This is a genomic window from Nostoc sp. LEGE 06077 (assembly GCF_015207705.1).
Classification (GTDB): Bacteria; Cyanobacteriota; Cyanobacteriia; order Cyanobacteriales; family Nostocaceae; genus Nostoc_B.
In genome coordinates, this window is the sequence record NZ_JADEWI010000034.1 from 63,916 (window position 1) to 73,949 (window position 10,034).

Here is a 10,034-nt window from a genome sequence, read left to right on the forward strand (position 1 = left end):
CACCCTATACCCTGATTAGCTTCTCGTTGTCCAGCTATCTAACGACACTGGCGATATTTGATGTGATACACTAATCCGCGGTGAGCTAGGTCGAAGGAATCAACGGTTGCCATACCTTCTCCATTAGCAGTCATCGCTGCATTGACACGCATATTTACACTATCGCCACAGCGTGACCACACATCAGCAACAGTCACTAGCTGATCTCGAACGTTGTAGTCAGTTTCGCCACGAAATGTCCGAGATAAAACAGGGCCACGTTGACCAGCAAAAAAGTATTCGGCTCTAAGTCTCCCTGTTGTGCGCGGAGCAACATAGCCACGGTAATCAGCATCATAGAGAGAAATTTGGAATCCTTGAGGCACTTTAATTGGAATGCTCAAATTACAACTTTTACGCCTTTCTGATGATTTATTTCCTAAAGCAATAAACTGATCGAAGAGAATACTTAACTCTTGACCATCAGGACTCACGTTCACACTAGCAGAACCTTCAGGACAACCGTTACCACCGTATCCTGCACCCTGAATCTCAACTTTGTCACTAGCAAAAGCAGGGCCAACAGAAGTTGTAATTAGTACTGCACCTGTAAAAAAAGCTTTCACCAAGTTAATAGATGTTTTCCTGATATTTTGATTGTTCATAACTCACCTAAATTGAGTGATTAGACATTGTTTAGATCCAATTCCGTAATTGCAGATTGCGGAAAATATTTCTAATAAAATTTGCAATTATTATATTTATTTTTCTGAAATATACTAATGCAAAATTTATGGCATATTCTCAAAAAATGCCACTAAAAATTTCCAAGAAGTATTTGCAGAAATACTTTTACAAGTACTCAAAAACTACGGTTTTTTCCCACGGTGAATAACTTTATTACTTAACTTGCACTACTTATCAAACATCATCTTCAAGCCTAAAATAGTAAGTAAAGACTATGAATTTTACTTCTAGTCTCATATCTACTTTCTTCGCAGAAGACTGTCAATTTAATTTTAGAGTTCCATTTATCTGTGGTGATACCAAAAACCTAATATTTTTCAATTAGTATCATGTTTGGCTTATGTGTATCGACTGCTATTTTTTATTATGAGTTCCCAATAATTTCACTAGTAAGGCAACAATTTTTATTACTTAATAATTTGGAATATAGACTACTTATAGAAACCGATAATAATAGGTAAAATAGTTTACTGAGTATATACGTATTGTTGTATAACTTACTTAATTAAAATAATGTTTTAAGAAAAATTACTGATGATAATGTAGCAATTAAAATTGCAATTTTAATTATTTGATTGGTCTTTATTACTTATAGGACTTACGCAATAAAAGAGTGTAAGGGTATAGGGATGTACTTATTTAACAGCCTTTCACCCTTACACCCTTTTTCAACAGAGAATTTTACTGAACTGTGACCAAATAGGGTGAGTTAATTGGTTGAGCGCGTCCAGCGTTAACGAGGGCTTGGTAAACAAAAGCCGCAACTTCGGCTCTAGTTGCTTGACGATTAGGATCAAGCTGTTTAACGGTAGGATAGTTAATCACTAATTGGCGTGAAGTAGCCGCAGCAACTGGGCCAACTGCATAGTTAGGAATTTGCGCTGCATCATTGTAGAACCCAATAATATTTTGATTATTGGCGGTTAAGCCTAAACCATTGGCTAATGCTACTAGTGCTTGCACTCTGGGAATTTGTTGCTGGGGTTTAAAAGTTCCATCGGGGTAGCCGGAGACAAATTGGCTTTGATAAGCAGATTTTATGGCAGCGAAAGCCCAAAAATTGCTAGGAACGTCTTGAAAATTGATGGCGCTACGTTTGGCTGATGGATTTAAAGCTTTAGTGATAATTGTGGCAAACTGGGCGCGAGTTACAGGTTCATTAGGCTTAAATGTACCATCAGGAAAACCAGCAATAATATTTTGTGAGGCTAAAGCTTCAATGTAGCTTTTTGCCCAAAAATTGCTTGGTACATCTTTAAAGGCCACCGCACCGCCTGCTGGTGGTTCAACTGTAGCTGCAACAAAATCTACTTTACCAAAGATTTTTTTCTGGTCAACATCATTACCAACAGCCACAATGGTACTGGTTCTAGTGGCGTTGTTTACGTCATAACGAGTATTACCACGAATGAGATTACCACCAGGATTTTCATTAGTACCTAGGTTAGGTTCAGCAGTGGTAATTGCTACTACTCCGTCTCGTTTATTATTTTGAATGACATTCTTGCGAAGTACAGGTTTAGCGGAATCTGAGATAAACAAACCATCTTGGTTTTGAATGATTTGGTTTCCTTCTACTAAAGTTGTGGAAGTCCCGCCGATCGCCAGACCAAAACCTGTATCCTGAAATAAGTTATTTCTGACTATGCCTTGAGCCGCTCTAGCCAGGGAAATCCCATTACCTTTGTTCTGCACAAAGATATTACCTTCGATTGTGGGATTTCCTGTACCTGTGACAAATACACCCTCTCTACCATTATTGGTAAAAGTGCTGTTTTGGATAGTGGGATTAGTCGATTCTACCCAAATACCTGTACCGCGTTGAGTCGGGTTGATGATAGTGACACCGGCGATCGCACTATTATTATCAGCTAAGACGGTAATTTCTTGTCTGGCAAAAGTTCGACTGGTATAAAAACCAGCACCCGTAATAATTACCCCTTGGCCTTTGGTTGCTTCATCACCCTGAATTGTCACACCTGATTTGAGCAACAGTGGAAATGTTTCTCCAGCCTCTTGGTTATAAGTTCCTGGCGCAAGTCGAATAATTGTCCCTGGTTGAGCTTGGGCCAGTGCAAAGCTAATAGTTTTGTAAGGTGCTGCTGCTGTTGCGCCAGCACCTGTATTGTTTTGACCAGTTGCTGGGTTGACATAAATTACCTTAGCAGTTGCTGGTGCCTGCGCCATAACCCTGGGCGAAGCACCGCCATTTGCTGTACCCACCAACAATGTAGAACCAGTTGCAGCTATTAACAAAGCTGTCAGTCCGGCTTTTAAGGATAAATTAAATTTAAGGTTTCTTCCAGAAAGAAAGTAAATATTTTTTACGGAAGAAAAATGAAAACCTTGATGTTTCATTTTTGTGTCTGTGATGTGCTGAATTATAGTTGGCTAAGAAGGGTCAAATGTGACAGCTAGATAACTGTCTATCCCCAGCAAAACTATAACGGATGACTAGCAAATAATCTTCTATGTTTCGCAATCAGACACGTAAATAAACAATTTTGGGAGAAACTCTGAGTTCAGTGTAGAGTTCCTGAGTTAATCCAATGCATCATTAATGGTTACGACTCAATATAAGCAAGTCAGGAGTCTAGAATTCCAGCCTTAATTTTTCGCATTATTGCCTACGTTCTTGTCTAGATTAGCTCAGTTGGTTACATAGATGTGTCATGGCTGGCAGGAGACCAATACAGCGCCGCATAAATCAACCAACAATTTCCCACAGCTACAAGCCTTGATATATTAACTTTTTAACTTTTGACTTTATGGCGGTACTAGGTAGAAAGCCTCCGAGAATGCTGAATTTTGGTTACTGATTTTCATAGCTTGTCAGGCATCACTAATGATCAAACTCTCTATTACTAATTGGAAATATGGATTTTATTATGGCTACTTAAATTTATTAGATTCATCTACAAGATTGTAATCTTCTCCTACATACGCCAAATAAAATTAGTTTCCCTCGCTCCACAGTGCTAAACTGAGAAATACATCCCCAGAAACATATAAAAAGCAAAAAGCCGACTCTCTCGAATGCTGTTTTACATTGATTCTGGACAAGATGCAGGCGGTTTTAGTAGGCTGAACTCTAGAAAAAAGCCAAAAGTGCCAGTCTTGGGTAATCTCAAAACCGGGATAGAAACTTATGCTTTTTGATAATCGATTCTTTCAGTAAAGCTATTAAGTCTGGTAGCAATTTCTGCAAGTTCTATCAATGGAATGTTAGCAAAGATGCCCTTGGCTCTACTATCAATCAACTCTTAACATTTGTGAAAGTAAAAACTGTTGCTGGTGGTAATGCGATCGCAGTTATCAAAATAGTCAGTATTTGGCTACGACTGTTTTTGCATTCCCAAGAAAAACTGAGGAATAGAAGCACAGATGGTACTGTTGTCACAAATTTTGATGTTTTGAGGTGCTGCTTACTAAGTCAAGTTCCCATACTTTTACAAGCTGTCACAGTCTTGATGAAGATGGCAACGTTATGTAAGGGTTAAGAACAGCATAAAAATAGTTTTGGCATTCACCAGCAACAATTATTTAGTTTGCCAAACTTACACCCTTTTACGTCATTGACATCACAATTGACTTAGTATTCAGGAATTTTGCCTAAATCCTTACTCAAAGTTGACAAAAAGCAGTACATTTGTGACTGTAGCTTAGTAAACTACTTAAGTGACGGGGAAGCTGTTCTGGAAAAATCGGCTTGAGACCTACACCCACCTGCTGATAGTTAAGCACAACTTCTATAGTTTGACTGGGAGAATTAATCATTCCCAGACGAATGGCTGGGTATTGGCATTTAGTTTATTGAAAGCTGACTGAGTAAAAGCCACCAAATCAAGCTATTGCTGCATCAACCAGCTTACTTTTAGTATAAAAGTTTTCATCAATTAACTCTGATGCTACATTGTGGAGACACTTAGATACGCACTTATACTTATAAGTAGGTTGTTTCTTCAACAGCAAGTTAGTGAAAAATCAAGCAAAAGGTGAAAAAAGATGTATCTTACATCAAAAACCCAGAGCGGACAGGAGTATGAAAATCTAAAATAGATATTAAATTGATCAGAAAAACGACCATCGACAACCGTTAGTCAATTTTATCTTCTGCAAAGCGTCGCCAGGTTGTTACCAGTGCTGAAACACGATTACATGCAAGTTTCCCAGGATCAGCCTAATTATTTTGAGGCTCCCCTCCAGTTATTGCTGTTTGTCGATGGTAGACCCCAGTCCCGACAACAGGTACAGCGAATACGTGCTTACTTAAAAGAATTGCAGGCTGAGTATAGCTTTGAAGTTCAAATTATCGATGTCGGTCAACAACCGTATCTAGCAGAACATTTTAAGTTAGTCGCAACGCCAGCATTGATCAAAATCCACCCAGACCCCAGACAAGTTCTTGCTGGAAGTAATATCATTGCTCAATTAAAAAACTGGTGGCCGCGCTGGCAAACTGCCGTAGATGCTTATTTAAAATTGCAAGAAGATTTTCAAGAGCGGATAGATGACAATGGTCGGATATCATCGCCCACATCAACAATTAATTCGGTTGCAGTTTCCGCAGAACTAATCAAGCTCTCAGATGAAATTTTTCATTTGAAGCAAGAAAAAGAAAAACTGCAAGAGCAGCTACAATTCAAAGACCGAGTAATAGCAATGCTGGCTCATGATTTGCGGAATCCTTTAACTGCTGCGGCGATCGCTATTGAAACCCTTCAATCTAATTACAATATAGAAGCAGGCGAATTTCAGCGCTTGAAACCAGCAATGGCCGCGCATTTGTTAAAACAAGCTCGGACTCAAGCCAAGATTATTGATCGGTTAATTGCTGATTTATTACAGGTAGGTCGAGGTAGCGATAAAGAGTTTCCGATTATACCGCAAAAAATTGAACTAGCAAAACTCTGTTTAGAAGTGTTAGAGGAATTGCGCGATCGCTACACAGCTAAATCCCAAACACTAGAAACAGATATTCCCTCAGACCTACCTTGCGTCTATGCTGATCCAGAACGCATCCGCCAAGTACTGGTAAATCTCTTGGATAATGCTATTAAATATACACCGGAAGGTGGAAAAATTACTGTTGCTGGATTGCACCGCACTACGCAAAAAATTCAGTTTAGTGTCGGTGACACTGGCCCTGGTATTCCCGTCGAAAGCCGAGATCTGATTTTTGAAAATCACTTCCGCCTGCAAAGAGATCAAGCTACCGATGGATATGGCATTGGTCTTAGTTTATGCCAACGCATCGTTCGAGCGCATTATGGTCAGATTTGGGTAGATTCAAGTCCCAACGGTGGCGCATGGTTCCACTTCACGTTGCCAGTTTATCCATTTTAGTGCTGAGTGCTGAGTGCTGAGTTTTGAGTGAATGAAAAATAATCATCTCTAGTCTCTAGCCTCTGGGTGGAATTAAGAACACTTTTTCGCCGCCGATGGGTTGCCAATCGGATGTAAATCTGCTTCCCAAATACTGATATAAATAAAATCACAATTCTGGCGGACAATTTGTACTTTTACCGAACCTAGATCAACACTAAAATCATCTTTCTGACGCTGTTGAATTTGTTTTAGTCCTTGCTGAATTTTTGAATTGACTTGACCGTTAAGCATTCCACTTAGAGTATTTTGCATCACTTCTGGGTCTACTGATTGATTAAAAGCAGCCTCAGTTTGTACTAATCTTCCAGAATTACGGTCGAAGAGATAGCCCAAATCGATTTGATTTGGAACGACTTGATAGGTAACAGCGCGAGTATTACCCCACAACCCCCTTGAATCCCTATCTGGCTTTCCGAGAGTTGCTTCTACGGTGTTTCTGTTTGTACCTGTAGGAAATGCGGGAACGCTGAGACCGCTTGTTGTACTTACTTTTTTTTTGTTATCTGGCTTGTTTTGTTCTACCGCAGGTGCTTCTCTTGTGGGAATAACAGTAGGTTGAACCTCTGGCATATTTGTTGAATTATCAGTATCTGTAATTACAGGCTGCTCATCGGTGATTACTGGAGATTCATTTGCAGAGTTAGAATCTGTTGCGTCATTGTTAGCCGATAAAGGAGCAGAATTTATTGGTTGTTGTGGGGGAGTACTAGGTGTAACAGAAGATGGTGCTGAGGGCGAAACAGGGGGTTGATTATTGGTTGCTAAAGATGGAGTAGGATCTGCTGGAGATTCAGAATTGTTAACAATAGGGACTTCTGATTGTTGCGGACGAGACAACCGCGCAATTCCGATTCCAGCCACTAAACCAGCGACGATTAACCCACCAAATATCCATATAGGTTTTTGCGGATTTCGTGGGGGAATTTTCGGGGGAGGAGAAACAGCCTGGGTTTGCTGAATTGATGCAGACTCAGTTGGACGAAAATTGATAGTAGGGGATGTAGGTAGATTAGTTGTAGAGTTTAAAGCATAAAGCATTTTACTAGCAGTGCTGTAGCGATCGCTCGCTTGGGGTTTAATTGCCTGATTCAGCACCGTTGCTAGTTGAGGTAAGACTTGCGGTGCTTCATTCTGCCAGATAATTTCCCCAGTTTGTTGATGAGTGGGTAATGCTGAAGGCTGTTTCCCAGTCAAGAGATAAATAGCTGTTAAGCCTAAACTATAAATATCTGTGGCGTAAATTGGTCGTCCAATTGCCTGTTCACTAGGCATATATCCCGGCGTACCAATCACCATAGACTGTATAGGATATCCTGGTTTACTCGCCACTGTCCGAATCGTTTCTTTCACTGCACCGAAATCAATCAAGACAGGCTGGCTATCAACAGAGCGTAGAATAATATTATCTGGTTTTATATCGCGGTGAATGATGCCTTTGCTATGCACATAATCCAATACTGATAGCAAACTCACGAGAATTTCTCTGACTGTGGCTTCACTTTGGCATCCGCTAGTTTCCACAAGATGGGTTAAAGTTTCCCCGTGAATCCATTCTTGCACCAGATAAAACAGGCCATTTTCCGAAAAATAAGCGTGTAATCGGGGAATTTGGTCACTACTTTCCCCCAGATACTCTAAAGTTGCTGCTTCCCTTTCAAAACGTTGCTGAATCAATTCGTAGGTTTGAGGATCATTGGCAATTGGTTTTAATTGCTTAATCACACAGCGACGGCGAGAAGGCATATGGGTATCTTCTGCCAAAAAGGTTTCCCCAAATCCGCCTGCACCGAGTACCTGGATAACTTGATAGCGATTATTCAGCAGAATAGATCTCATGAACAGTTAAATATGTCCGCCATATCTAAATGTACATCACGATGTCAAAGCAGATGATGTTCCCTAGTGAGATAACAAAGGTGTTGATAAAATAAATCTTAAGTGGGATAGGTTAAGGCTTCGCTGCTACGCACTATATTTATACCGCGGCGTGTTCAGCGATTTAAACTTCTATGGCAAAAGATAGATTCCATAATATTGTCAGAAACGCTTTAGAAAAAGAGTTTTGGACAATTACGGCTGATCCTTATGAAATTAATGTAGATGATGTTGATTTTGAGATTGACTTAGCAGCAGAAACACTTTTAGCAGCCGAACAAGCAGGCAGAAAAATAGCGGTAGAGATTAAAAGTTTTATTAGTCCCTCTAATGTTTCCGATTTTCATACTGCTTTGGGACAGTTTTTAAATTATCGGGATGCTTTAGACAAAATTGACCCAGAACGCCAACTATATTTAGCAGTACGTTCACCCATTTATGAAAGTTTTTTTCAACGCAAGTTTATTGCTTCATCTGTTGAAAAATATCAATTAAGACTGATAATTTACGATGTACAAACAGAGGTGATTTGTCGATGGCTGTAGAACAGTATCGCCAATATATTCAACATATTCTTGCTGAACGGCAGAAGCGAGCCGCAATGCAGCAAAAACTAAATTCTGAAGAATATGAAGTGCAAACAATTTTTGACGAAAAACAAGACCACTATCAACTACTTTATGTGGGCTGGCGGGGGAATAGACGCGACTTTGGTTGTATTCTACATCTTGATATTAAAGATGGAAAAATTTGGATTCAACATGATGGGACTGAAGAAGGAATTGCGAATCGATTAGTAGATATGGGAGTACCTAAGCAAGATATTATTTTGGCATTTCATGAGCCATATATTCGTCAGTTTACTGAATTTGGCACTAATTAAGTAGAGCGCCGTAAATATTTATAGTTGGGAAAAGGCAGGAGGCAGAAGGCAGGGGGGCAGAGGGTTTTAGCTTAACTAACCTTTCTTAATATAGTTTTGTTGTTTCCACCGACTTACTTAAATTGCAAATTTTGCATCCAAAATCTAGAGATATCAGCCTGGCAATGTAACCTCTTTGTAAACATTATGGTGTGAAAGTTGGAGCGATCGCTCATTCTTGCCTCAGATCCACCAATGGCTGGAGATTGTGTTCAAACTCCCAATTGAGACAATTAAACCCCATATCCTACAAGACTTTGACTGAATTAAGTTTATCTCTGGATGCAGCCAAACTCAGACTGAGCGAGAAAAGTTTCATTAAAAACTCAGAATATCAAAGCACATCCAAGTATATTCAAACCAATACACCGACCTCTGCACAAACGCTCTTATGACCAAGAGAATTGAATGTCAGCAAAAGCCAAAACGACTTTTAGCAGCATTCACCAGTCACAGTTTAATTCTCATGGTTAGTATGATGGTTTTTGTCGTATTAGGTGCGGCGAAGACTGGGAATAATTTAGTAAATATTGCCCAACAGCCACAAATAGAGACACAAGATGCAAATCGTGCTGCGGCAAAACGTGTTTTTCAAGAAGGTGTGGAACTTTATCAAAAAGGAACAGCCGAATCCTTCAAACAAGCGATCGCAAAATTTGAAGCAGCTCTCAAGCTATGGCAGAAGATTGGTGATGTCAAACAGCAAGCTGTCGCAGTAAATAATCTCGGTTATGTCTACTCCGCACTAGGAGACAAACAGCAGGCACTCAAATTTTATAACCAGTCTTTACCTTTATCACGGCAAGTCGGCGATCAAACCCAAGAAGCCGCTACCCTCAACAACATCGGCAGTGCCTACTCCGCACTAGGAAACAAACAGCAGGCACTCAAATTTTACAACCAGTCCTTACCTTTATCACGGCAAGTTGGTGATCAAACCCAGGAAGCCGTCACCCTCAACAACATCGGCCTTGTCTACTCAGATTTGGGAGATAACCCTCTTCTGTCACTTTCCGAGTATTCTAAATAAAAGGATTAAAAGAAAAAACTCTGGAAGGTAAGCAGGGCAATGGATGTGGAATTACAAATCCTGAAACATTTACGTCGAGACGCTCACCCAACA

8 protein-coding genes are annotated in these 10,034 nt (G+C 40.0%); 5 read left to right on the forward strand and 3 right to left on the reverse strand.

Annotated features, from left to right (window positions below; genetic code table 11):
• Positions 1–38: 38 nt before the first annotated feature.
• Positions 39–644 carry a DUF4360 domain-containing protein gene (locus IQ244_RS20235; RefSeq protein ID WP_193897387.1) on the reverse strand — a complete coding sequence of 202 codons (606 nt, stop codon included), beginning with the start codon at positions 642–644 and terminating at the stop codon, positions 39–41.
• A 763-nt stretch (positions 645–1,407) separates the two neighbouring features.
• Positions 1,408–3,084, reverse strand: coding sequence for a DUF1565 domain-containing protein (locus IQ244_RS20240; protein WP_193897389.1), 1,677 nt, complete (start codon positions 3,082–3,084; stop codon positions 1,408–1,410).
• Positions 3,085–3,881: 797 nt separating this feature from the next.
• Here IQ244_RS20240 and IQ244_RS20245 point away from each other — a divergent pair.
• Complete coding sequence (locus IQ244_RS20245; RefSeq protein WP_193897391.1) at positions 3,882–4,226, forward strand: hypothetical protein; 345 nt, start codon at positions 3,882–3,884, stop codon at positions 4,224–4,226.
• A 640-nt stretch (positions 4,227–4,866) separates the two neighbouring features.
• Positions 4,867–6,072 carry a histidine kinase gene (locus IQ244_RS20250; RefSeq protein WP_193897393.1) on the forward strand — a complete coding sequence of 402 codons (1,206 nt, stop codon included), beginning with the start codon at positions 4,867–4,869 and terminating at the stop codon, positions 6,070–6,072.
• 72 nt (positions 6,073–6,144) lie between these two features.
• On the opposite strand, the gene IQ244_RS20255 is transcribed toward IQ244_RS20250, so the two are convergent.
• Positions 6,145–7,950 carry a serine/threonine-protein kinase gene (locus IQ244_RS20255; RefSeq protein ID WP_193897395.1) on the reverse strand — a complete coding sequence of 602 codons (1,806 nt, stop codon included), beginning with the start codon at positions 7,948–7,950 and terminating at the stop codon, positions 6,145–6,147.
• A 173-nt stretch (positions 7,951–8,123) separates the two neighbouring features.
• Between IQ244_RS20255 and IQ244_RS20260 the strand changes: the two genes are divergently transcribed.
• The 3 genes from IQ244_RS20260 to IQ244_RS20270 all read left to right on the forward strand — a co-directional run bounded on the left by IQ244_RS20260 (position 8,124) and on the right by IQ244_RS20270 (position 9,941).
• Positions 8,124–8,534, forward strand: a complete 411-nt coding sequence (locus IQ244_RS20260) for a XisH family protein (RefSeq protein ID WP_193897397.1) — start codon at positions 8,124–8,126, stop codon at positions 8,532–8,534.
• Positions 8,525–8,872 (forward strand): XisI protein, encoded by a 348-nt coding sequence (locus tag IQ244_RS20265; RefSeq protein WP_193897399.1) that lies wholly within the window; start codon positions 8,525–8,527, stop codon positions 8,870–8,872. Before IQ244_RS20260 ends, IQ244_RS20265 begins: the two co-directional genes overlap by 10 nt.
• A gap of 430 nt (positions 8,873–9,302) precedes the next feature.
• The gene (locus tag IQ244_RS20270; protein ID WP_193897401.1) at positions 9,303–9,941 is read left to right on the forward strand and encodes a tetratricopeptide repeat protein; all 639 of its coding nucleotides are present in this window, start codon (positions 9,303–9,305) and stop codon (positions 9,939–9,941) included.
• Positions 9,942–10,034: the final 93 nt, after the last annotated feature.